Below are 21,874 nucleotides of genomic sequence, written 5' to 3'. Positions count from 1 at the left end.
GTCACCCACTCCTTCCCGGGAGGACCGCCGCGCCCGTCCCGGCTCCCGCCACCCGTCCGCCGGACGGCGCGGGCCAGCCGGTGGTCAGCCCCTGCGCCGCCAGCTGACGGGCCTCCGCCGCTTCGATGCGTGCCGCCTGCTGCTCCGTGAGGACGTCGCACACCCAGTCCCAGTGCAGCGCCACCAGATCCCCGGGGCCGAGCCCCGGGACCAGTGAACGGCCCCCTGTGGACCAGCGTACGGACTCCCGGCGCGGAGCCCCGTGGACCAGACGGCCGCCCGTCCAGAGCAGTGGCCGGGACTCGACCTCGGCCCGCTCGCCGCCGACCGAACGGACCACGCCCGTGCGGATGCGGCACCGGTCGAGGACGGACAGCGCCGTCGGATGGCCCGAGGCCACCAGGAGACGCGTCCAGGGGTATACCTCGAAGACCTGGAAGCTGTGGTGGGCTCGGGCGCGGTCGGACGCGTCCTGCCACGTGCCGCCCCCCTGGCCGCGGAAGCGTTCACGCAGCCGGGCCAGCAGGGCGGCGGGATCGGTGCGTTCCAGGAGCTCGTTGCCGATCCAGTACGCCTCGACCACCCGCTCGTCCAGGGGGTCGGGGAGCCCGGCCGCCTCGGCGAGCAGTTCCAGGTAGCACCAGGCGCCCTCGAACCGGCGGGCATGACGCTCGACGACCGCGGTGTCCTCGGGGCGGAGCAGGGCGGAGGCGTCGGCGGGGCCGCAGTAGCCGAGTTCGTTGGGCGGGTAGGCGTACCGGGCGAACAGGGCGGCGCCGTGCGCGCTCACTCAGCAGATCCTCGGGAGCTGCTCGCCGACCGGCAGGCCGACCACCCGGGAGCCGCCGAGGCCCGTCCTGGCCACCACCATGCCGGGATGGCCGGCCACGCACGTGCCGATCCGGCGGGCCGCGCGGCCCAGCGGGTGCGACGTGAGGGCCGCCAGCACGGCGTCGGCGGACTCGGCGGGCACGAAGGCGATCAGCTTTCCCTCGTTCGCCACCTGGAGCGGGTCGAGTCCCAGCAGACCGCACGCGTCACGCACCGCGTCCGGCACGGGCAGCTCGCGCTCGACCAGTTCGACGCCGACGTCCGAGGCGCGGGCGATCTCGTTGAGCGAGGCCGCGACCCCGCCGCGCGTGGGATCGCGCAGCACGCGTACGTCGGCCCCGGTGGCGAGCATCGCGGCGACCAGGCCGTGCAGGGGCGCGGTGTCGCTCTCCACCGCCGTACCGAACTCCAGGCCCTCCCGGCAGCTCATCACCGCGATGCCGTGCACCCCGATGTCGCCGCTGATCAGGACGGCGTCCCCCGGACGCGCACGACCGGGACCGATCTCGACGCCGTCGGGGATCACACCGATCCCCGACGTGGTGACGTAGACCCCGTCGCCGCTGCCGCGGTCGACGACCTTGGTGTCGCCGGTGACCAGCCGGACCCCGGCCGCCTCGGCCGCAGCGCCCATGTCGCGCGCGATCCGTCCGACGTCGGTCAGGGCGGTGCCCTCCTGGAGGATGAACGCGCAGGACAGGAACAGTGGCACGGCGCCCGACATCGCCAGGTCGTTGACCGTTCCGTTCACCGCGAGGTCTCCGGTGGAACCGCCGGGGAAGAACATCGGCTTCACCACGAACGAGTCCGTGGAGAAGGCCAGCCGTGTGCCGCCGCCGACGGTCAGCACCGCGGAGTCGCCCATCCCGGAGACGGCCGCCGCGCCGTAGGACGGGAGGAACAGGTGCTCGATCAGTTCGGCGGACATCGCCCCGCCACCGCCGTGGCCCATCACGATCACGGGGGTCTCACGCAGCGGGGCCGGGCAGACCCACCCCTCGAAGTCGAGGCCGGTGTCCGGGGCAGGGGCGGGGGCGTGCTTCGTCGTCTCGGTCATTTCGCTTCGACCAGTTCCAGTCGGCGGTACGCGTAGTAGGCGGAGCAGGCGCCCTCGGAGGACACCATCGTGGCGCCCAGCGGATTCCTCGGGGTGCACTCCTTGCCGAACGCCTGGCACGCGTGCGGCTTGATCAGCCCCTGGAGCACCTCGCCCGACCGGCACAGCGGCGACTCCGACGTACGGATCGCCGCCACGTCGAACCGGCGTTCGGCGTCGAACTCGGCGTATTTCTCGGCCAGTCGCCAGCCGCTGTCGGGGATCATGCCGATGCCGCGCCACGTCCGGTCCGTGACCTCGAAGACGTCCCGCAGCATCTCCATGGCGGGGAGGTTCCCCGCGGCGGGCACGGCGCGGGGGTAGGCGTTCTCCACCTCGTGACGGCCCTCCTCCAGCTGGAGCACCACCCTGCGGATGCCTTCGAGGATGTCGAGCGGTTCGAAGCCGGTGACCACGATGGGAACCCGGTACTTCTCGGCCAGCGAAGGGTACTGCGAGGTCCCCATCACGCTGCACACGTGCCCGGCGGCCAGGAACGCCTGAACCCGGCAGCCGGGGGACTCCATCACGGCCGCCATCGCGGGCGGCACGAGGACGTGCGAGACGAGCAGCGAGAAATTGCGCACGCCCAGCCGCCGTGCCTGATGCACCGCCATGGCGTTGGCGGGGGCGGTGGTCTCGAAGCCGATGCCGAAGAAGACAACCTCCCGGTCAGGGTTCTCCCGGGCCAGTCCCAGCGCGTCGAGCGGGGAGTACACGACGCGCACGTCACCGCCCGCGCTCTTCACCGAGAAAAGGTCCTGGCCGCTGCCCGGTACGCGCAGCATGTCGCCGAACGAGCAGAAGACGACCTCCGGCCGGGCGGCGATGGCCAGTGCCCGGTCGATGATCTCCAGGGGCGTCACGCACACGGGGCAGCCGGGACCGTGGATCATCTCCACGCAGTCGGGCAGCAGTTGGTCGATGCCGTGCCGGATGATCGAATGGGTCTGGCCACCGCAGACCTCCATCATCACCGCGGGCCGGGTGGCGGTCGCGTGGATCTGGTCGAGCAGTCGCTCGGCCAGCCGGGGATCGCTGAACTCGTCCAGGTACTTCACCGGTCGGCTCCTTCTTTCGGGGACTGCTGTGCGGCGGCCGCTTCGAGGCCGTCGCCGAACTCCTCCTCCAGGAGCCCGAGCCGCTCGAAGTCGGCCAGGGTCGCCCGGGCGGAGATCTCGTCGAGCCGCTGGATCGCGAAGCCGACGTGCACGATGACGTACTCGCCGCTCACTGCGTCGGGGACGTACTGGAGACAGACCTCCTTGCGTACGCCGCCGAAGTCGACCTGCGCCATCGGGACGCCGTCGACCTCGGCGGTATGGAGCACACGCCCCGGTACTGCCAGACACATGGTGTCTTCCCTCTCTGCGGGTCATGGGTGGGATTCGCTCGCGGACGTCAGCAGGACGACGCCGCGACCAGCAGTTGCCCGAAGGCGAGCCCGCCGTCGTTGGGCGGCAGGAGACGCGGACGCAGGACGATGAAGTCCCGTGCCGACAGGGCGGTCCGGGTCGCCTCCAGGAGAACGGCGTTCTGGAAGACGCCACCGCCCAGCGCCACCACACCGATCCCGGTCCGCCTCCGGAACAGCTCGGCGAGACCGGCGACGAGAAGGGCCACGGCCGTGTGGAAACGGGCCGCGACCACCTCCGCGGGCACGCCCGCCCGAACGTCGGACACCACCGCGCGGATCACCGGACCGGGGTCCGCGAGCAGCGGTTCGCCGTCTCCCGGTACGGCCCGTGTGCCGAAGGCGTAGGCGTGCCCGGCCGGCTCGGGCGATGCCGCCCGTGCCAGCCCTTCCAGCGCCATCGCCGCCTCGGCCTCGTACGCCACCTCGTGCCGCACGTCCGCCAGCGAGGCCACGGCGTCGAACAGCCGGCCCATGCCGGAGGTCGGGACACAGCCGAGGCCCGTCGTCAACTGGTGGGCCAGCACCCCGCGTTCGCCCTCGGGGCAGGCCACGACCGAAGGAATCCCCTCGTCCCAGGGGACACCCGCGGCGTGCAGGTGGGCGAGCGCCATCCGGTACGGGCGCAGCACGCTCGCGTCGCCACCGGCCAGGGGCACGTACGCCAGGTGTGCCGCCCGCCGGTACGACGCGTACCCGGCGATCAGTACCTCGCCGCCCCACATCGCCCCGTCGGTGCCGTGGCCGGTGCCGTCGAAGGCGAAGCCGATGACCTCGTCCTCGGGGCCGAGGCCGTGCTCGCCCATCACGGACGCGATGTGCGCGTGATGGTGCTGCACGGCGTGCACGGGACGGGCCCCGGCGCGGGTGCGGGCCCAGGCACCGCTGCGGTAGCCGGGGTGCCGGTCGGCGGCGAACCGCTCGGCCTCGACGCCGGTCAGCAGCGCGAGATGGTCGGCCGTGCGGGACAGGGCGTCGATCGTCGAGAGGTCGTCCATGTCGCCGATGTGCTGGCTGACCCAGGCGCGGGAGCCCTCGCCCAGTGCGCAGGTGTTCTTGAGGTCGGCGCCCGCGGCCAGCAGTGGCGGCACCTCGAAGGGGAGGGGGAGGGGGAGCGGCGCGTATCCGCGCGATCGGCGCACGGGCAGTTCGGCACCCGCGACGAAACGGCTGACCGAGTCGTCGCACGGTACCCGGATCGGCCGGTCGTGCCGGAGCCAGGCGTCGACCAGCGGGGCGAGTTCGGTCAGTGCCTTCGCGTCGTCCGTGACGATGGGCTCCCCGGAGCGGTTGCCGGACGTCATCACCAGCGCGTCTGGGCCGGGTGCGTCGCCGTCGAGACCGAGGAGCAGGACGTGCAGGGGGGTGTACGGAAGCATGATGCCGAGGTCCGGGCTGCCCGGGGCCACGGCGTCCGCGACCCCGACGGCGGCCGCGCGCGAGCGGCGGGGAAGCAGCACGATGGGCTTCACGGCCCCGCTGAGCAGGTGCTTCTCGTCCTCGGTCATGGTCACCAGTTCCTCGGCCACATCGAGGTCGGCGACCATGACGGCGAAGGGCTTGCCACCCCGGCGTTTGCGGCGGCGCAGCCGGTCGACCGCCGCCTCGTCACGGGCGTCGCAGGCGAGGTGGTAGCCGCCGATTCCCTTGACCGCGACGATCCGTCCCCCGGCGAGCAGGTCCCGGGCACGGCGCAGCGCTTCGTCGCGGTGCAGCGGCGACCGGCCGTCCTTCTGGATCAGTTCGAGCCGCGGACCGCAGGCGTGGCAGGAGATCGGCTGGGCGTGGAAGCGGCGGTCGCGCGGGTCGTCGTACTCCGTGCGGCAGGTCTCGCACATCGCGAAGTCCGCCATGGTGGTGGCCGCGCGGTCGTAGGGCAGGCCGGTGACGATCGTGAACCGCGGACCGCAGTGGGTGCAGGTGATGAAGGGGTGGCGGTGACGGCGGTCGTCCGGGTCGCGCAGTTCGGCCAGGCAGTCCCGGCAGGTCGCGGTGTCGGGGGAGACCAGGGTGCGGGCCCGGCCGGTGGCGTCGGAGTCCGCGATGGTGAACCCGTCGCCCCCGCACAGCGGCCGTCCGGTCTCCGTCACGGACTCCACCATGGCGAGCGGCGGCGGTCCGGTCCGCAGCCGGTGCGCGAACTCCGCGACCGCGTCGGAGTCCCCCTCCACCTCGGCGACCACCCCGTCGCCGGTATTGGCCACCGAGCCGACGAGGCCGAGCCCGGTGGCGGTGACGTGGACGAACGGGCGGAAACCCACGCCCTGCACCACGCCGCGCACCTCGAAACGGCGGCGGACCCGCTCCTGGCGACGGTCCGCCTCGCCGTCCTCCCGGGGGCCGCTGCCCATCAGCTCCAGCCCCGACAGCGCGGCCGCCGCCTCGGCCTCGTCGATGACCTGCGTGGCGAAGCCCATGTGGAGCAGCACCCAGTCGCCGGTGGCCGGCGGCGCGTCGAGCATGCCGATGTTGACGCGGCGCCGGGCCCCCTCCACGTCGACGAGGGCGAGCTGGCCCGCGTATCCCTCGACGATCTCCACGACGCGTCCGGGAATGCCGAGACACATGATCAGGACCTCCGGAGCGGGTCGGGCGCGGTGGCCGGTTCCTGGCAGGGCGCGGTCGCGGTCAGCCGATGGACCAGCGCCCGCACGGTTTCCACCGCCCGGGGGACGGCCGCGGCGACGGCCTCGCTGAGACCGATGCCCTCGTCGACGTCGGCGGGCGTGCAGCCCACGACGTGAGTCAGCGGAAGCGTACCGCCTAGTTGGTCCAGATTTGCCAGCACCGCAACCGGATTCATGCCATGTGCGTCGAATTCACCGGATCCGAGGTCGTCCGGACCGACCTCCAGCACCGTCAGCTCACCAGCCGCTCCGCCGCCGGGACAGGCGTCGACCAGCACCAGCGCCTCGTACCCGTCGAGCAGGTCGTACGCGAGGTGCAGCCCCCGGATGCCGTAGTCGACGACCCGGACCCCGGCCGGGAGCGGTTCCCCGCAGGGGTCGGCGGCGAGCCGGCGTACGACCTCCGGGCCGAAGCCGTCGTCGCCGAGGAAGAGGTTGCCGACGCCGGCCACGAGCAGTCCCGCGGACACGTCAGAACCCCTCCCCGGCACGTGGCGCACTCACATGGAGCGCATTCTGAGATACCTGCGGATGTCGGGGATCGAGCGCACGCCGACGACGACGGCGACCACGGCGAGCGCGGCGACCACCCCCGTGGTGACCAGTCCGAGCGATTTCACGATGGGTTCTCCTTTTTGGGCTCCGATGGACCGGGGACGCCCCGTCCGGGACCGCCGACGGGCAGCGGCTCCAGTTCGTCGGGGGCGAAGTAGAAGGAGCGGCCGTACCATTCGTGCAGGTCGGCCGCCGGGTCGTCGACGAGGACGAGGGCCACGTGCGTGCGTTCGTCGACATCGCGCAGCACGGCCGTCACCCGTGCCACCCGACCGGCGAAGAAGAGGTCCTGGGCGTCGGCGCGGCGGGCAGGACGCACCCGCACGAGACTGTCCCTGGCGACGCGCACCCCGTCGATCACGACGGCCTCGGACCCCGGCGGCGCGCCGCCGCCCGCGGGACCGTCGGCCACGGTCTCCGGCCTCCTCCCGAACCGGTCCGCGACGGGCACCTCCCGGCACGCCGCCGGGGTGTCGGGAGACCGGATCAAGCCGTGCAGCTGCCGGAGGTCCTCCGGCGCCATCGCGTCGCAGCGGTCCACGATCTCGCGGGCCCGGGGATCGGTGGCCCGGGCCCTGGCCTTCTCCTCGTCCGTCATCGTCATGATCCGGAGCGTCAGGAGTTCGTCGATCTCGGTAGAGTCGAACAGGGCGCCCGGGCTCTGCTCGGCGATCTCCGGATGGTCGTAGAGAATGATCGGCGCGCCGAGCACCGTGTCCGTGGACCCCTTCGGCCCCGCCAGGACCGGCCAGCACCGCCGCTGCTCGCACCGCGACGCCGCGGCGGCGGCCGCGTCCGGCGGCTCGCGCAGGGAGACGAACTCCGCGCCGTGCGGGGCCCGCAGCAGCAGGTGCGCGCCGAGCAGCGAGGCACGGACCGCGGACTCCTTGTCCGCGGCCGTCATGGCGTGCTCGTTGTCCACCGACACCGACAGCCGCAGGAATCCGTCGTCCTCGGCCGTACGGGTGCGGACCCTGGCCAGCAGTGGCTCGCGACGGCGAACGATCTGACCCACGATCACACCCCGTGCATCCGTGATGGGTTCGCACTCCTCGCCGCCGGGCACGGAGCAGACCCGATCGGTCGAGCCGGTCAACGGGACCGGCCCCGGGTCCACCTCCCGCTCCACCGCCTCGTCCCAGCTGAGGAACGCCACGCCGTCCACGGTGAGTTCAGCGACGTCGAGGTCGCCCCCGTCCGCCTCCCGCCTGCGCACCTGACGCACCTGGTGCTGGAGGAAGCGCAGCCGGACCGTCACGTCGCCCGCGGGCGGCGGACCGGGCGGGAAGGACAGCAGACACTCCATCGCCATGCCCGGATCCTCGGCGAAGCTCGTGGGCGCCGCCAAGGGCGGCCCGAGCACACCGAACTGCCAGCGGGACCGGTTCTTGGGGGAGCCGGCGCGGTACGGGTACAGCAGATAGCCCTCGTACAGCACCGCGTCGGCGATCCGGCGCACCGGATCGTGATCCGCCGGAGCCGTGGGATTCGTCCGGGTCACTGGACCACCTCGTCGAGGTCATCGGCGGCGGCGCCGCCCGCTTGCGACAACAACGTGCGAACCGTCTCGTCCCAGCTGATCAGCCCGCGCCGCTCCCGGAAACGGGCGAAGTCGGCGAGGACGTCGTGATCCAGCCTGATCCAGCCGGAATGCGGGTAGTGGGACGCGATCACCTGACGCCACACCTCGACCGGCAGGTGATAGCGCGCCTCGCAGTCCCAGGGAACCTGCCGTACGCCGAATCCGGCGCGGCCTCCTCCCGAGGTGAAGACGGTGCCCGAGAAGAGCAGACTGAGCGGCACCGCCCCGTCCCCGAGCGCGTGCAGATAGCGCGAGCCCACGACGTCGAAGTCGTAGCTGCACGGCAGCGCGAGGTCGGTCTCGGTGGAGCCGGTGAACCCCTGCACCGTCGTGTCGCAGCGCATCCACAGGAACGGGCGCAGCGTGCCCGACCACCGCTCCCGCCCGCCGAACAGGCCCCGGAGCGCGTCCTGTTCGGCCAGGTCGTAGGGGCGGCGCTGCGGTTCGATGCGGACCTGGCAGCGCAGCACGATCGAGTGGATCCGCTCGCCCGTGCCGTCCTCGATCCTCAGCCGTGCGGTCAGCTGCGGCGCCGCCGTGTACGGCTCGGCGACGATGTCGCGAACCGAGAACGCCAGTCCGCGGGACGCGGGCCCGTTCACGAGGGACCACCCCTGCCCGCGGGCCCGGAGGCCGTCCGCCCCGTGCTCACCGGCCTGCTGCGGGCGTCGACGCGTTCGAAGAACGCGTCGAGCGCGGCGTGCGCCTCCCGGCCGCCGTCGAATCCGCGCCACAACGTGCGCAGCCGGCCGGCCAGTTCGTAGCAGGCGTCGATCGGCACCAGGTGGCACGAGGACACGTCCTCACGGCCGGCCCCGTCGTTCCGGCGGACGAGGAGAGCCTCGACATCGGAACGCACCGTCGACAACGCGGGGTCGGCATCCACCAGCGCCGCCCAGGCGTCCAGCGGCAGTTCGGACTCCGTCGCCCCGGCCGGGCCGGGATAGAAGGCGACGGTGCGGTCCCGTGTGGAGTCGTGGAACAGGAAGGCCAGGCCCACCGGGATCCGCAACGCGTCCCACGCCCGCGCGTCCGGCGAGAATCCCTCGAAGCGCAGATACCGGTCGGGGACCGCGCGATAGCGCTGCCGCGCCCCCTCGTCCGTGAACAGCAGATGGCAGGACCGGCAGCAGCACATCAGGGCGCGGCTCTCCAGGTCCACCACGTGCCGGTGCTCCTCGGCAGCCGGGGCCGCGCACATCTCGCAGCGCTCGCCGGTGACCGGCTCGGGACGGTCACGGCCGATCCGGAGCAGCACCGCGGCCGGGGACCCGGAACGCCCCGGGGGCGCGCTCACGGGGCGGCCACGGGTGCGGACGGCACGGCGACCGAGGCGGAGGCCCCGTCCACCAGCAGGGGCAACGGGTCCAGGTGCGCCCCGCCGGCGTCCGCGTCGAGGCAGGCGCCCGCCCGCCGGACGTCGTAGTGGGCGCGGCAGGCGGCACAGCGCAGGACTCCGTCGTCCGGACCGCCGCCCAGGCGCCGGGCCAGCGTCGCGCCCTCCAAGGGCCGCTCGCACCGGGCGCACCGGTCGTGGAACGCGAACAGTTCCGTGCCGATCCGGCAGGCGATCAGGGGGAAGCCACCGGCGCTGAGCCGTTCGACCTCGCCGGGGCCCAGCGCGACCAGGGCCGGGACCGTTTCCCAGACCGCGCCGGCGTCCTCGCCGCCGCCGTCCGGCGGTCCCGCCTCGCGCAGCCGGGAGTACAGCGAGTCCACCGCAACCAACGGCCCAGGAGCAGTGGTGTTCCCCGCGCTCCCGGTCGCGGGCTCGACCTCGATCGTGGTGATCTCGGGTGCCGCCGCCTCGACCGCTCCGCGCACGGCGAGCGCGAGCGTGGCGGAGGACGACGGGCAGCCGTCGCAGGTGCCCAGCAGCCGCAGCCGTACGGCTCCGTCGTCCGTGACCCCGAGCAGTTCCACATCGCCGCCGTGCGAGCCGAGATACGGACGCACGCTCTCCAGCGCGCTCTCGACCCGGTCCTCCACACCGTACGGGTGCAGCCCGTGCACCAGGAGCATGCCGGCCACCAGGTCGTCGGCGGCCAGGGCGGCCAGGAGCGGGTCGTCCAACCGGCCGTGCGCATGGACCAGGTCGAGGAGTCGTTCGAGTCCGGCGCCGTAGAAGTCGGTCACCAGCCGGACCAGTTCCTCGCCGCGCTCACGGGCCGCGGTCCCTCCCGCCGCACAGGCGGTGAGCAGGCTCTCGATGCGCTCGCCGGTCGTCCGCCAGGGCTCGGAGGTCGGGGGAGGGGACGTCTGCAGCTTTGCCACGTCACTCACTGCCCGCGGACTGGGTGGGGGAGTGCAGCAGCTCCAGCTTCTTGCCCTTGCCGAGGTACATGTGCACGCCGCACGGCAGACAGGGGTCGAAACTGCGCACCGTGCGCATGATGTCGATGCCCTTGAAGTTCTCCCGGTCGTTCTCCTCGAAGATCGGCTGGCCCTGCACCGCGTCCTCGTAGGGCCCGGGCGTCCCGAACGTGTCGCGCGGACTCGCGTTCCACGGGGTCGGCGGGTACGGGTGGTAGTTGGCGATCTTGCCGTCCCTGATCACCATGTGGTGCGACAGCACTCCGCGCACGGCCTCGGTGAAGCCGCAGCCGATGCCCTCCTCCGGCACCTCGAACTTCTCCCACGTCCGGGTCCGGCCGGCCCGGATCTCCGTGAGCGCCTTCTCGGCGAAGTGCAGCGCACAGGCGGCGGCGTACGCCTGGAAGTAGGTGCGCGCCCGATTGCGTTCGAGGGTGTTGCTCCATCGCGGGATGTGCCACTCCAGCTCGACCGGGCCCTTGAGCGCGGTCTTCGGGAGGTTGATCTTCACACTGCTGCCGGTGGCCCGGACGTATCCGATGTCGACGAGGCCCGCGAGGGCAGTGACCCAGAGCCGGGCCAGCGGACCGCCACCGGTGTCGAGTGCGAGGTAGTCCTTGCCGTCGAACCAGCGCGGCGACATGACCCAGCTGTACTTGCCGTCCAGATCGCGCTTCTGGGGCTGCGGGTTGGTGTGCTGGTTCCAGGGGTGGCGCCGGTCGACCGGATTGCCGAGAGGGTCGTTCGTCACGAACATCTCCTGCTCCTCCCAGTCCCGGTAGTACGAGGAGCCGAGCAGGATGCGGATGCCGAGGTTGATCTTCACCAGGTCGGTGGTGACGAGCTTCCCGTCGACGACGACACCGGGGGTCACGTACATCTTCCGGCCCCAGGAAGTCATGTCCCCGTACGAGAAGTTGCAGTGCTCCGGGTCCTGGAACGAGCCCCAACAGCCGAGCAGGACACGGCGGTTGCCCACCTGCTCGTACCCCGGCAGGGCCTCGTAGAAGAAGTCGAAGAGGTCGTCGTGCATGGGCACGACCTTCTTCATGAACTCCACGTACCGCTGGAGCCGGGTCATGTAGTCCGTCATCAGCTGCACGGTCGCGACCGTGCCCACACCGCCCGGGTAGAGCGTGGACGGATGGACGTGACGCCCCTCCATCAGGCAGAACATCTCGCGGGTCATCCGGCTGACCTGAAGGGCCTCGCGGTAGAACTCACCGGTGAAGGGGTTCAGCGAGCGCATGATGTCGCCGATGGTCCGGTACCCGTGGTCCCCCGCGTGCGGGGAAGGCGTGCGGTTGGCCTGTTCGAGCACGCCGGGATTGGTCTCGGCGACCATTTTCTCGCAGTAGTCGACCCCGACCAGGTTCTCCTGGAAGATGTTGTGGTCGAACATGTACTCGGCGGCCTCGCCGAGATTCACGATCCACTCGCCGAGGTGCGGCGGCTTCACCCCGTACGCCATGTTCTGCGTGTAGCAGGAGCACGTGGCGTGGTTGTCGCCGCAGATTCCGCAGATCCGACTCGTGATGAAGTGGGCGTCGCGCGGGTCCTTGCCCTTCATGAAGACCGAATAGCCGCGGAAGATCGAGCTGGTGCTGTGGCACTCGGCAACGGTCTTCTGCTTGAAGTCGATCTTCGTGTAGATGCCCAGACTTCCGACGATCCGGGTGATGGGATCCCACGCCATCTCCACCAGTTCGTCCTTGCCCTGGCTGATCGCCGTCATGGGGCCGCCTCTTCTTCCGTTTCGATGCGTTTCCGGCCGGGCCGGTTCATGAATACGCGGTCACCAGGTGCGCGTGGCCCCGGTCGTCAGTTTTTTGCCGCGCTTGCGCCACTTGGGCTCGCGGTCGAGCGTGTGCGTGGTGATGCCCCGGAGTCGCCGCATCGTCGTGCCGTACGGCTTCACGGTGTTCGACGAGAGCCGGGCTCCCGGCGGCTCGTCCATGAACGGCATGAATTTGTCGGGGAATCCCGGCATGGTGCAGCCGATGCAGATTCCACCCACATTGGGGCAGCCGCCGATGCCGTTCATCCAGCCCCGCTTGGGCACATTGCATTTCACGGCGGGACCCCAGCAGCCGAGTTTCACGATGCATTCGGGTGAGCCGTATTCCGTCGTGAAATCGCCCTGCTCGTAGTAGCCGGCCCGGTCGCATCCCTCGTGCACCGTGCTGCCGAACAGCCAGACCGGGCGCAGCGCCTCGTCGAGAGGGATCATCGGGGCCTGGTCGGTGGCCATGTAGAGCAGGTAGGTGAGTGTCTCGGAGAGGTTGTCCGGCTGGATGGGGCAACCCGGGACGCACACGATCGGCACCCCGGCCCGGGACTTCCAGTCCCAGCCCAGGTAGTCCGGCACCCCCATCGCGCCGGTCGGATTGCCCGCCATGGCGTGGATCCCGCCGTACGTGGCGCAGGTGCCGGCCGCCACGATCGCGGTGGCCTTGGGGGCCAGTCGGTCGAGCCATTCGCTGGTGGTCACGGGCTGTCCGGTGACCGGGTCGTTGCCGAAGCCGCACCAGTACCCCTCGTCGTGCAGCCGCTCGTTGGGGATCGACCCTTCGACGACCAGGACGAACGGGTCCAGTTCGCCGCGATCGGCCTTGAAGAACCACTCCATGAAGTCGTCGGCGCCCTCGCGCGGCCCGCTCTCGAAATCGATGAGCGGCCAGTGCACGGCGATCTGCGGCAGCCCGGGCAGCGCGCCGAGCGCGATCTCCTCGATGCTGGGCTGCGTGGCGGCGGTCAGGGCGACGGAATCCCCGTCACAACTCAGTCCCGCGTTGATCCACAGCACATGGATGAGAGTGTTCTCCGCTTTTATCGCTGCTTCTGTCGGCATGGCCCGCTGCCTTCCGGTCTCGAACCGCTCGCTGTCGGACGTGAGGAATGTGGACGTGGGGATGGTGCTGCCACACGTGATGAATTCGACGTCACGCGAATTGCTACCATCTAGGAGCAGCCGCGATCTCCTGTCAACATATGATTCTCCGGCAGGGAATCGCTTTCCTCTCGGTGGTCGCGTCCACGTGAGTGAATTCCGGAGAGTGAGGCGCTGATGCATGAATTGTCAATCACTCAGGGCATCGTCGAAGCGGTGTGCGAGCGCGCCGATGGAAGGCCGGTACGGGCCGTCAGGGTGCGGGTAGGGGTACTGACCGCCGTGGTGCCCGAAGCGATGCGTTTCTGTTTCGACCTGACGACCGCGGGAACGGTCGCGGAGGACGCGCTCCTGGAGATCGATCACGTGCCCGGAAGGGCGCACTGCCGGGCGTGTGGGACCGACTTCCTCCTGAACGATCTTGTATTGCTGTGTCCGTGCGGCAGTTCCGACGTGGACGTCACGTCGGGCCGGGAGTTGCAGATCGTCTCTATGAGAGTGGGTTGACGGCATGTGCGGTACTTGCGGATGTGCGGACGGTGGCGGCGAAGGCGGCGGAGGTACCCGGATCACCGGACTCACCCGACCGCATGCAGCACACCCGAACGGCGGGCATGCTCATGGCGGTCATGACGGCCACGACCGTGACCGCGAGGCACACGGCCACGACGGCCACGACCACGACGGCCACGACCACGGCGGGCACGGCCACGACCTCGTGCGGGGACCCGGGCCGCTCGCCCCGTCGGCCGCCGCCCACGGGGCGACCGGGGGAGACGGGACCGCCAGGCCCGACGGGGAGACCGTCACGCTCGAACAGAGGGTGCTCGCCAAGAACGAGGACCTGGCCGCGCGGAACCGTGCCTGGCTCGCCGAACGGGACATCGTGGCGATGAACATGATGAGCTCGCCCGGCGCGGGCAAGACCACCCTTCTCGAACGCACCGTCAGGGAGCTGACCGCACGGGGCCGTTCGGTCGCGGTGATCGAGGGGGACCAGGAGACGACGCTCGACGCCGAGCGCATCGGGGGCGCGGGCGGTGACGTCGTACAGATCAACACCGGTGCGGGCTGCCACCTCGACGCGGAGATGACGCGGGACGCGCTCACGGCCCTCGCCCCGAGGCCCGGATCGCTGGTCCTCGTCGAGAACGTGGGCAACCTGGTCTGTCCCGCACTCTTCGACCTCGGGGAAAGCAGCCGGGTCGTGATCATCTCGGTCACGGAGGGCACGGACAAGCCGATCAAGTACCCCCATATGTTCGCGGTCGCGGACCTCGTGATCATCAACAAGATCGACCTGCTCCCGTACGTCGACTTCGACCCCGACCAGTGCCAGAAGTACGCCGCGTCCGTCAACCCGGGCCTGCGGGTGCTCAGGGTCTCGGCGACCACCGGAGAGGGGATGCCGGACTGGTACGGCTGGCTGGACGAGCGGCATCGTCGGGCAGTGCGCTGACCCCACGGTCATTCGTCGAGGCCCGACGTGGAACGGGAGCCGGGTTCGCAGGCGGAAATCGGTTACGCAGCACGGCCCGGTCGAGCGGAATCCCAGCCGTGTGCCCCGCGTGTCAGTCGTGGGGGACGACGGCGGCGGGGCAGCGCGCGTGGTGCACGGCGGCCTGGACCACGGGGCCGAGATGCGGTGCCGGGGCGCGACGGTGCCGACGCCGGCCGACGACCGGCAGCGCGGCACCGTCGGCGGCCCGTACGACAGCCCTGGCCGGGCTTACGACCTGGGGAACGAGAGGGAGTGGATCGGCGAGCGGCGTCGTGCGGCTTCGAATCCAGGGCGGAGGAGGGAGGCGGATGGGGTCTGTCCTGCTCGAAAGCAGCTGAGAGCTCGGGGAAGGAGCGTCGGTGACCGACGACGCGGGAGGCGGAGTCGCAGGGCGTCGGGAGCCCGCTCCTTATTGCTCCCCAGGTCGTTACGAGCGCGGCGGTGCGTCCACCGCCCCCCTCAGGTCCGGCGGACGGCCGGCCTGTCTCATCGGACACGTCGTACTGGGTCCGGCGAGCGATACGTCCGGCGCTGACACTTGACTTCGAGCACGCTCTCCTCCGTAACGTCATCCCATGCCGGACGAAAAGGACCAGGTCGGCTCCGGGAAGCTGCCGCGCTCGCTGTACGAGCGCGAGCTGTACCGGCTCCAGACCGAGTTGGTGAAGCTTCAGGAGTGGGTGCGGGCCGAAGGCGCACGGCTCGTCGTCGTGTTCGAGGGGCGTGACGCGGCGGGCAAGGGCAGCACGATCAAGCGTGTCACCGAGTTCCTCAATCCCCGGGTGGCCCGTATCGTCGCGCTGCCGCGGCCCACGGAGCGCGAGCGCGGCCAGTGGTATTTCCAGCGCTATGTCGCGCACCTTCCCGCCGCGGGGGAAATGGTCCTGCTCGACCGGAGCTGGTACAACCGCGCGGGCGTCGAGCGCGTCATGGACTTCTGCACGATGGAGGAATACCAGCGGTTTCTGCGACAGTGCCCGATCTTCGAGCGGATGCTGGTGGAGGACGGCATTCTGTTGCGCAAGTACTGGTTCTCGGTGAGTGACGCCGTACAGGAGCAGCGGTTCCGGCGTCGGCTGCAGGACCCCACCCGCCGGTGGAAGCTCTCCTCGCTGGACCTGGAGTCGATCAGTCGCTGGGAGGCCTATTCGCGGGCGAAGGACGAGATGTTCGTCCACACGGACATCTTGGAAGCCCCCTGGTACGTGGTCGAGAGCGACGACAAGCACCGGGCGAGGCTGAACATGATCGCCCATCTGCTCTCGACCCTGCCGTACGAGGAGGTCACCTGGTCGGAGATCGAACTGCCTCGGCGCCCACCGGCCACGGGATACCAACGCCCGCCGAGGGACCTTCAGACCTACGTCCCCGACCACGCGTCAGAACTGAGCAGGTGAGCCGGGGGCGGGTCCCCCGGTCGGGCGGCCAAGGCATGACGGCCACCGGGCGGTCGGCATGGCGAAGCAGGGTATGAGCGCCCCGGTCGAGCTGCGGCCCGGCTCGCGCCGACGGGCAGCACCGGGCGCCGGCTCTCAGTAGCCCGGACCGTGAGGTCCTTGAGACCCTGTGCGGTGGTCACCGCATCGGGTCAGTCGTGCCGGTCGCTCGCGCCGGCACCTGATCGGCGAGACGGCGCCGTGTGCGGCAAGTTCCCGCACCCTGCCGAGGGGCGTCGGCGGTGCCCGGGAGGTCCTTCGCCCGGAGTACTCCGGCAACGCGCGTCCGGGTCGTCTGAGGCAGCCTGATGACGCCCGGCACGTGCCGTCGGTTTCGGGGAGACCGCAGGGCCGGGCCGGGAGGACGACGGTGAAGAGACCGGTCCGAGGCAAACCGGAGGGTACGGATGGTCACGAGACGCAGGGTTGTCCAGGCGGCGGTCGGAGGAATGGCCGCGCTCCTTCCAGCCGGCACCGCTCGTCCGAGGCTGTGGACGGCGTCCCGAGGGGACGTCCTCGACCCTCGGAAGGTGGGCAAGTACGTCGAGCCTCTCGTCGTCCCGCCCGTCATGCCGTCGATCCGTGGCACCCTCGGTGCTCCGGTCGAGAACTACGTCATCGGCGTGCGGCAGTTCCGACAGCAGGTGCTGCCACCCGGTCTGCCCGCGACAACGGTGTGGGGGTACGGCTCCACCGGGCATCCGGGCACCTTCCACTACCCCGCCTTCACCATCGAGGCCCGGTCGGGAACGCCCGTGCGCGTGAGGTGGCAGAACCAGTTGCGGAGTCGTGACGGCCGGTACCTGCCGCATCTGCTGCCGGTCGACCCCACATTGCACTGGGCGAACCCTCCGGGCGGACCCCGGGGCCGGGACGCGAGTCCCGTGTTCCGCTCGACGCCCGGACCGTACACCGGCCCCGTGCCGATCGTGACGCATCTCCACGGCGGGCTGAACACCGAGGAGAGCGACGGCTACACCGAGGCCTGGTACCTTCCCGACGCGCTCGACGTTCCTGCGGGGTACGCCGAGGTCGGCTCCTTCTACGAGGAGTTCAGGGGAAAGTTCCAAGGCCGGTTCGGCGAGGTCTGGAATCGGGGCGAAGCCGTGTTCCAGTACGCCAATGAGGAGAGGGCCTCGACGTTCTGGTTCCACGATCACGCCCTGGGCGTCACACGCCTGAACGTCTACGCCGGGCTGGCCGGGTTCTACCTCCTGCGAGGAGGCCCCGCCGACCTTCCCGAAGGGGTGCTGCCGGGCCCCGCGCCCCGGCCCGGGGATCCGCCCGGGCGGAAGTACTACGAGATCCCCGTCGTCGTCCAGGACCGCTCGTTCCATGTCGACGGCAGCCTCCACTACCCGGCCGGGCGCCGCGATTTCGACGGGTTCGGCGGACCCTACATCCCGGGCAGCGACATTCCTCCGATCTGGAATCCGGAGCTCTTCGGCAACACGATGGTGACCAACGGCAGAACCTGGCCGTTTCTCCGCGTCGAGCCCCGTCGGTACCGCTTCCGGATCCTCAACGGGTGCAACTCGCGGTACCTGATCCTGAAGATCACCACCCACCCGCTCGCCCGCAGGCCCGCGCGTGCCGCACTTCCGTTCTGGCAGATAGGCAGCGAAGGCGGCTTCCTCCCGGCGCCGGTCCAGCTCGACCAGCTGCTCATCGCTCCCGCCGAACGCGCCGACGTCGTCGTCGACTTCACGTCTCTTACGGCCGGGACGGAGCTGTACCTCACCAACGAGGGGCCCGACACGGCGTTCCGGGGTGGGAAGGCCGGGACCGATTTCTCCCCCGCGGACCCGGCCACCACCGGGCAGATCATGAAGTTCGTGACGGGGACACTCACGGCGCCGGACAGGAGCGTGCCTCCCGGTCGGCTGTCGCTTCCGCCGTTCGAGCCGCTGGGGGAGGCGAGCCGTGTCCGGCAGCTCTCCCTCAGCGAGCAGAATTCCGCCTCGCTGCCGCACGTCGGTCCCCGGCAGTTGCTGCTCGGCACCCTGGACCGAAAGGGCGCCGCCGTGCCGATGCACTGGGACGACCCCGTCACGGAGACCCCGACGCTGGGGACGACCGAGGTATGGGAGATCCACAACTTCACGAAGGACGCCCACCCGATCCATGTCCACGAGGTGCAGTTCCAGGTTCTCGGCCGACAGATGGCCGGCCGCCCCGCGCAACCCGCCGAAGCGTGGGAGAGAGGCTTCAAGGACACGGTGGTCGCCTACCCGGGCGTCGTCACGAGGCTGAAAGCGACGTTCGACCGGCCGGGCCGGTACGTCTGGCACTGCCACATGCTCGAACACGAGGACAACGAGATGATGCGCCCCTACACGATCGGATGACGGCGGTGGCTCGACGCACCGGGATTTCGTCAAGGGCAGGGTGCCGCTCCGCAGCCGCTCCGTCCCGTCAGCGCTGCGCAGGGACGCGGCCTTGATGCCGCCGGCTCCCAGGCCGGCTCCGCTCCTCCCGCCGGCGACGACCGGCAGAACGGCGACGACGTATCGCTGGTCGCTCGCCCGATGACGACAGTCCCACCAGCGTCCGTACCGAACACCGGTACACGGAGGCCGAGTTCGCCATTACGGCACGATCTTGCCCAAAGCCCTTCTAAGATCGCCCGCAAGGCGGTTCTCCGCATCTCTATGTACTCCCTCACGAGCAGGGCATCAGGCCCTTCTGAACGCTGAGAGCAGGGGATGAGATCTAAGAATGAAGAAGTGAAGGGAGCCGCGCCCCAGCCGCGTCGGCGACGGCCGGGCGTGCTCGGTCGCCGCACCGTTGGCTGCCTGGCCGCGCTTGCCCTGGGAATCGGTAGCGGCTCGTTAGCCGTGGCGCCTGCGGCGTACTCGCAGGCGGGGGACGGATCCGTGACGGTCCGCGTGATCCGGGCCGTGGACACCAGTGGTGTGTGGAAGCCGGCGTTGGAACCGGGCATCGCGGGCGTCAAGGTGACCCTCACCGACGACGCCGGGGTCGGTGTCGAGGGGGTCACGGCGGCCGACGGCACCGTGACGCTGACTCCGGCGGCGGGTGAGCCCACCAGCGGCAGGTACCGGGTGCAGGTGGTGAATCCGAAGCCGGGTGTGCTGTTCCCGGCCTTCGCCTCGCGCCAGGGTCTGGACGGTGCGCCCAACCAGTTGAGCAGCAATGAGGAGTTCGTCGACCTCTCCGGCGGGAAGAGCGTGGCGTTCACCACCGGGCTGTGGAGTCCGGGCGACTACTGTCAGAAGAACGCACCGCTGATGACGACCTGTCAGCCCACCACGCGCGAGGGCGGGGCCCAGCGTACGCTGGCCTCCTTCCCGTACGACGCGCGCGGCCAGGGCGGCGTCGACGTCGACGTCACGAACATCGCCACCAACGCCGAGACCGGCACACTGTTCGGTATCGCGTGGAACAAGGCCGACAAGCGGGTGTTCTCCTCGGCGCTGGCCAAGCGCACCACGGACTACGGTCCGGGTGACGCCGGGGGCATCTACGTGACCGACCCCGGGCGGAAGAAGACCTCCCTGTTCACCGTCGTCCCGGACGCGGGGGCGACGGCCCACGGCCCGGGTACCGACGACGCGTTCCTCGTCGTGCCCGGCAAGGAGAGTCTGGGCGGCATCAAGATCACGGATGACGGCAAGGACCTGTTCGTCGTCAACCTCAACAACCGCAAGCTCTACCGCTACGACGCCACCGTGCCGACCGCCGCGGCGCCGAAGGCCGTCTACTCGATCCCGGACCCGGGCTGCCCGGCGTCCGGGGATTGGCGCCCCTTCGGCCTGGGGATGCAGGACGGCACCGGCTACCTCGGCGGGGTGTGCTCCGGCGAGTCCACCGGGAAGGTCTCGGACCTGCGCGCGGTGGTTCTGCCCTTCGACCTGGGCACCGGCGCCTTCCAGAAGGCCGTGCTGAACCAGCCGCTGGACTACCCGCGCGGCTCGACGGTCGGCGGTGGCCCGTGCGACGGCGCGGGCTGGTTCCCGTGGACGAGCACCTACCCGGCCTCGCAGAACGGCAGTCCGTGCGGCAACTCCACCATCGCCAACCCCGAACCGGAACTGGGCGAGATCGCCTTCGAGGCCGACGGCTCGATGCTGCTGGCCTTCCGCGACCGCTTCGGCGACCGCGCCCCGGCCGGCACCACGCCCGGCTCCGCTGCCGTCGTCATGTCGGGCGGTGACCTGAACAAGGCCTGCCCGGCGAACGACATGTATGTGATGGACACCAACAACGGCTGCGGGCTGTCCCCTCGGGGCACCCGGTTCTTCGACACCAGCTGGGGTGGTCACCGCAACACGGCGTTCGCCGGCATGGCGCACTCCAAGGTCGAGAACACCATCGCGACCTCCGCCTTCGACCCCGACCACACCGCCTACGGCTACGGCACGTCGTTCCTCCAGCGTGACGGCAAGCAGGACCCGAAGTTCGGCCTGCGCCTCAACCCGCCGGGCGCCGCGGCCCCGTTCGGCAAGGGCGCCTCGATGGGCGACCTGGAGGTGCTCTGCGACCAGGCCCCGCTCCAGATCGGCAACCGGGTCTGGTACGACCCCGAGCGCAAGGGCATCCAGAACCCGGGCCAGCGCCCGGTCGTGGGCGCGACCGTCAACCTGTACGACGAGTCGGGCAAGCTCGTGGGGACGACCAGGACGACGGCGCGCGGCGAGTACTACTTCGACGACTCCAATGTCACCGGCGGCCTCCGCCCGAGGACCAAGTACACCATCCGCCTCGACAATCCGGCCGACTACGCCAAGGACGGGCCGCTCCACCAGTGGGTGTCCACGGACGCGGATGTCGGCGACAACCACTTCATCGACTCCAAGGGCATCGTCCCGCGCGGTGCGAAGTTCCCGGAGCGGGCGCTGACCACCGGCGGGCCGGGGGAGAACGACCACACCTACGACTTCGGCTTCCGACAACAGGAGGGCGTGCTGCGCCTGGTCAAGCACGACCAGGACGGCAAGCCGCTGGCCCGGGCGAAGTTCCAGCTGTGGAAGGAGACGAACGGCTCCGACGACTTGCAGACCACCGGGGCGGAGCCGGACACGCGGGTCGACAAGCCCTGCACGACCGGGACCGACGGAGTCTGCCGGGGCACCGGCGCACCGGGCACGTACTACTGGCAGGAAGTCAGCCCGCCCGCAGGGTACGCCGTGCCCGACGTGGCGGTGTTCGGGCCGCTGGTGCTGAACCCCGAAAATCTCGACGCCGGGGTCTCGGTGACAGCAGTCAACCACCGGCTGCCCGGCACCACCCCGACGCCGACACCGACGACGCCGGTACCGGGCAAACCGGGTTCGCCGGGGGCGCCGGGTGCACCGGGTGTACCGGGGCCACCGGGTCACGCACCCGACTCGGGTCTGGCATCCACCGGCATGAGCCGGATGGTTCCGCTGGCCCTGGCCGGCTGCGCCGCGCTCACCGTCCTCGGTGCCGCGCTGGTCGTCCTGGTGCGCAGGCGAAGGGCGCAGTACAGCTAGTGCCGTGACCGGAGAGGTCTGCCCGGAAGGAGCGTCGGGGGGGGGGGGGGGGGGGGGGCGGCCCCGCGCGCCGGCGCCCCGCCGCCGGCGGGCCCCGCGCCGGGGGGGCGAGAGGGGGGGCGCCGCGCCGGCGGCGGGGGGGGCGGGGGGCG

18 protein-coding genes and 1 pseudogene are annotated in these 21,874 nt (G+C 70.8%); 5 read left to right on the top strand and 14 right to left on the bottom strand.

Annotated elements, in window-relative coordinates; genetic code table 11:
- Position 1 precedes the first annotated feature (1 nt).
- From ACFYXM_RS02495 to ACFYXM_RS02435, 13 genes are read right to left on the bottom strand one after another with little or no spacing between them, the layout of a single operon-like run.
- Complete coding sequence (locus tag ACFYXM_RS02495) at positions 2-790, bottom strand: DUF6390 family protein (RefSeq protein WP_389286126.1); 789 nt, start codon at positions 788-790, stop codon at positions 2-4.
- Positions 791-1,888: a hydrogenase expression/formation protein HypE gene (hypE, locus tag ACFYXM_RS02490; protein WP_389286124.1), complete on the bottom strand. Its 1,098-nt coding sequence runs from the start codon at positions 1,886-1,888 to the stop codon at positions 791-793.
- Positions 1,885-2,988 carry a hydrogenase formation protein HypD gene (hypD, locus tag ACFYXM_RS02485; RefSeq protein ID WP_389286122.1) on the bottom strand — a complete coding sequence of 368 codons (1,104 nt, stop codon included), beginning with the start codon at positions 2,986-2,988 and terminating at the stop codon, positions 1,885-1,887. The genes hypE and hypD overlap by 4 nt, the downstream gene beginning before the upstream one ends.
- Positions 2,985-3,281: a HypC/HybG/HupF family hydrogenase formation chaperone gene (locus tag ACFYXM_RS02480; protein WP_389286120.1), complete on the bottom strand. Its 297-nt coding sequence runs from the start codon at positions 3,279-3,281 to the stop codon at positions 2,985-2,987. Before ACFYXM_RS02480 ends, hypD begins: the two co-directional genes overlap by 4 nt.
- A 47-nt stretch (positions 3,282-3,328) precedes the next feature.
- A complete protein-coding gene (gene hypF, locus ACFYXM_RS02475) occupies positions 3,329-5,908 on the bottom strand; it encodes a carbamoyltransferase HypF (protein WP_389286118.1) in 2,580 nt (859 codons plus the stop codon).
- Positions 5,909-5,910: 2 nt separating this feature from the next.
- On the bottom strand, positions 5,911-6,438 hold the full coding sequence (locus ACFYXM_RS02470; protein WP_389286116.1) for a hydrogenase maturation protease: 528 nt from the start codon (positions 6,436-6,438) through the stop codon (positions 5,911-5,913).
- A 30-nt stretch (positions 6,439-6,468) separates the two neighbouring features.
- On the bottom strand, positions 6,469-6,588 hold the full coding sequence (locus ACFYXM_RS02465) for a DUF6893 family small protein (protein WP_389286114.1): 120 nt from the start codon (positions 6,586-6,588) through the stop codon (positions 6,469-6,471).
- Positions 6,585-8,024: a hypothetical protein gene (locus ACFYXM_RS02460; protein ID WP_389286112.1), complete on the bottom strand. Its 1,440-nt coding sequence runs from the start codon at positions 8,022-8,024 to the stop codon at positions 6,585-6,587. Before ACFYXM_RS02460 ends, ACFYXM_RS02465 begins: the two co-directional genes overlap by 4 nt.
- A complete protein-coding gene (locus tag ACFYXM_RS02455; RefSeq protein ID WP_389286110.1) occupies positions 8,021-8,707 on the bottom strand; it encodes a DUF6084 family protein in 687 nt (228 codons plus the stop codon). Before ACFYXM_RS02455 ends, ACFYXM_RS02460 begins: the two co-directional genes overlap by 4 nt.
- Positions 8,704-9,402: a DUF5947 family protein gene (locus ACFYXM_RS02450; RefSeq protein WP_389286108.1), complete on the bottom strand. Its 699-nt coding sequence runs from the start codon at positions 9,400-9,402 to the stop codon at positions 8,704-8,706. Before ACFYXM_RS02450 ends, ACFYXM_RS02455 begins: the two co-directional genes overlap by 4 nt.
- Positions 9,399-10,379, bottom strand: a complete 981-nt coding sequence (locus ACFYXM_RS02445) for a NifU family protein (protein WP_389286106.1) — start codon at positions 10,377-10,379, stop codon at positions 9,399-9,401. The genes ACFYXM_RS02450 and ACFYXM_RS02445 overlap by 4 nt, the downstream gene beginning before the upstream one ends.
- A 1-nt stretch (position 10,380) precedes the next feature.
- Positions 10,381-12,153: a nickel-dependent hydrogenase large subunit gene (locus ACFYXM_RS02440; RefSeq protein WP_389286104.1), complete on the bottom strand. Its 1,773-nt coding sequence runs from the start codon at positions 12,151-12,153 to the stop codon at positions 10,381-10,383.
- A 60-nt stretch (positions 12,154-12,213) separates the two neighbouring features.
- Positions 12,214-13,269 (bottom strand): hydrogenase expression protein HypE, encoded by a 1,056-nt coding sequence (locus tag ACFYXM_RS02435; RefSeq protein ID WP_389286103.1) that lies wholly within the window; start codon positions 13,267-13,269, stop codon positions 12,214-12,216.
- Between the two features lie 216 nt (positions 13,270-13,485).
- Between ACFYXM_RS02435 and ACFYXM_RS02430 the strand changes: the two genes are divergently transcribed.
- Together ACFYXM_RS02430 and hypB are read left to right on the top strand one after the other, a co-directional pair.
- Entirely contained in the window at positions 13,486-13,815 is a 330-nt protein-coding gene (locus tag ACFYXM_RS02430; protein WP_389286101.1) for a hydrogenase maturation nickel metallochaperone HypA, read from the top strand.
- 4 nt (positions 13,816-13,819) lie between these two features.
- Complete coding sequence (hypB, locus tag ACFYXM_RS02425) at positions 13,820-14,767, top strand: hydrogenase nickel incorporation protein HypB (protein ID WP_389286099.1); 948 nt, start codon at positions 13,820-13,822, stop codon at positions 14,765-14,767.
- Positions 14,768-14,879: 112 nt separating this feature from the next.
- Here the strand turns inward: hypB and ACFYXM_RS02420 are convergent.
- Positions 14,880-15,038: pseudogene (locus ACFYXM_RS02420) on the bottom strand (universal stress protein); the annotation flags it as partial.
- Between the two features lie 346 nt (positions 15,039-15,384).
- Here ACFYXM_RS02420 and ppk2 point away from each other — a divergent pair.
- The 3 genes from ppk2 to ACFYXM_RS02405 all read left to right on the top strand — a co-directional run bounded on the left by ppk2 (position 15,385) and on the right by ACFYXM_RS02405 (position 21,722).
- A complete protein-coding gene (gene ppk2 / locus ACFYXM_RS02415) occupies positions 15,385-16,206 on the top strand; it encodes a polyphosphate kinase 2 (protein ID WP_389286097.1) in 822 nt (273 codons plus the stop codon).
- Between the two features lie 569 nt (positions 16,207-16,775).
- On the top strand, positions 16,776-18,593 hold the full coding sequence (locus tag ACFYXM_RS02410; protein ID WP_389286095.1) for a multicopper oxidase family protein: 1,818 nt from the start codon (positions 16,776-16,778) through the stop codon (positions 18,591-18,593).
- 528 nt (positions 18,594-19,121) lie between these two features.
- The gene (locus tag ACFYXM_RS02405; protein WP_389286093.1) at positions 19,122-21,722 is read left to right on the top strand and encodes an SdrD B-like domain-containing protein; all 2,601 of its coding nucleotides are present in this window, start codon (positions 19,122-19,124) and stop codon (positions 21,720-21,722) included.
- Positions 21,723-21,874 lie beyond the last annotated feature (152 nt).

This window comes from Streptomyces sp. NPDC002476, assembly GCF_042889785.1.
GTDB lineage: Bacteria > Actinomycetota > Actinomycetes > Streptomycetales > Streptomycetaceae > Streptomyces.
Note: the sequence above shows the minus strand (reverse complement) of the source record. Positions and strands in the feature narration are given on the sequence as shown.

What these genes read in the sequence shown, in the direction of transcription:
- hypE (WP_389286124.1), bottom strand. Translation starts at nt 1,888, where the DNA reads ATGACCGAGACGACGAAGCACGCCCCCGCCCCTGCCCCGGACACCGGC.
- ACFYXM_RS02480 (WP_389286120.1), bottom strand. Translation starts at nt 3,281, where the DNA reads ATGTGTCTGGCAGTACCGGGGCGTGTGCTCCATACCGCCGAGGTCGAC.
- hypF (WP_389286118.1), bottom strand. Translation starts at nt 5,908, where the DNA reads ATGTGTCTCGGCATTCCCGGACGCGTCGTGGAGATCGTCGAGGGATAC.
- ACFYXM_RS02440 (WP_389286104.1), bottom strand. Translation starts at nt 12,153, where the DNA reads ATGACGGCGATCAGCCAGGGCAAGGACGAACTGGTGGAGATGGCGTGG.
- ACFYXM_RS02435 (WP_389286103.1), bottom strand. Translation starts at nt 13,269, where the DNA reads ATGCCGACAGAAGCAGCGATAAAAGCGGAGAACACTCTCATCCATGTG.
- ACFYXM_RS02430 (WP_389286101.1), top strand. Translation starts at nt 13,486, where the DNA reads ATGCATGAATTGTCAATCACTCAGGGCATCGTCGAAGCGGTGTGCGAG.
- hypB (WP_389286099.1), top strand. Translation starts at nt 13,820, where the DNA reads ATGTGCGGTACTTGCGGATGTGCGGACGGTGGCGGCGAAGGCGGCGGA.
- ppk2 (WP_389286097.1), top strand. Translation starts at nt 15,385, where the DNA reads ATGCCGGACGAAAAGGACCAGGTCGGCTCCGGGAAGCTGCCGCGCTCG.